The following is a 1,397-nucleotide window of genomic DNA, read 5'->3' on the forward strand; positions in this document are numbered from 1 at the left end:
GCGCTCGTCTTCGAAGACAATCTTCGGCCCGTCGCCCCACTCGAAGCCAATGGGCATTTTCCAATCGGGCGCATACCACTTGATGAATTGACGAATGGTCCCGCCGGCCGCCTTCTTCATATCCTTTTCGAGATTCCGCACGGCGCGTCGCCAGACTCGTTCGGTCTCGTCATAGTCGTATCCGCCGATCCAAGTCTTCGACCATTCGTGTGCGAGTTCGTTGCCGTCCTCCGAACCGTCCGTCTCCTCACAAATGGCGAAGATCATCGCGAGCCAATCCCACATGTCGATATTGTCATCGTGGGGAACGGCCATAACCGCGCTGCATAGCGCTTCGATGTTGCCTCGGAAGAGCTTGACCGCAGAGCCGGATTGGCGGGCCAGTGGAGCCCCGTGGCGCGCTCTATCGCCGGCGCGGCTATCCTCCCTAATGGCGGCCCGCGCCAGCGCCCGCTCCGCGTCGAAGGGCTTGCCCGGGACGATGCGATACGCGGACCGGACGCCGGCAGGGTGCCGAGGGCCGAAGAACAAGCGCCCGCGATCGAGCGTATTTGGATCGGTCTTGAGCTTCAGCCGGCCGGCGAGACCGAGGACGATCGTCTCCCATGCCGCGTCAGGGTCGGCGTGATCCTTCGAGAGGAAGGGCCTCGCGAGCGGCACGACAATTCGATATTTCTCGCACGGCGCATGTCTGACCGTGATATCTTCGACGATCTTGTCGCGCCTCTTCACTTTCTTGATGATCGGCTTTCCGTCGTCTCCGAGCATGACCTTCGAGCCGCGCCAAACGGCGTCGGCATATCCTTTCCGATGGTCACGCATAAAGCCTTCATCCGCAGCTTTGGGATTGGCCTTACGCCACGCTGCATATTTCCCCTTTGCGAAGAGCGTTTCCTCGGACAAATGCGAGAATGTCGATGCGACGACAGCGGCAATTCCGGCGTCTTCTAAGGCGGTTTCGATGTCGTCAAGCGATGTGCCGTCGTCGATGTCGAGAACTGCAACATCGGCCCCGATGCTGTTCAGGCTTGTGCGATGATCTTTTTCGAAATCATATGGAGCCCATCCCAATTCGTCTTTATGGCCGACGCGATGTTCGGTCAAGAGCTGGATGAACGCTTCGGCCGAGAGCGTCGCGCGAACGTAGCGCTCAGTCGTGCCCTTATTGCCTTCAGCCGAGACGGAAATTGTGACTTCTTCCGGCCATCCATCAGGAATGCCGTTGTCAGGATTCTTCAGGTCGTGCATAATCGCCCTCGCGTCGTGTGCATGTTCAGGTATTGGTTTAGAGACTCTGGTTACGCAGACACTGGCGCACGCAGCCGAGGCGTTCGGGCAGACGCGATCGGCGAAGACAATCTGATCGGACCGAGATTTCGGAGCGGCGGGCTTATCGG

1 protein-coding gene is annotated in these 1,397 nt (G+C 59.2%); it reads right to left on the reverse strand.

Going from position 1 to position 1,397, the window contains the following annotated elements:
- Positions 1-1,248: PriCT-2 domain-containing protein (locus tag A1351_RS08330; protein ID WP_157096209.1), on the reverse strand; the 1,248-nt coding region annotated here is incomplete at its 3' end.
- Positions 1,249-1,397: the final 149 nt, after the last annotated feature.

The organism is Methylosinus sp. R-45379 (assembly GCF_001644125.1).
Taxonomy (GTDB): Bacteria; Pseudomonadota; Alphaproteobacteria; order Rhizobiales; family Beijerinckiaceae; genus Methylosinus.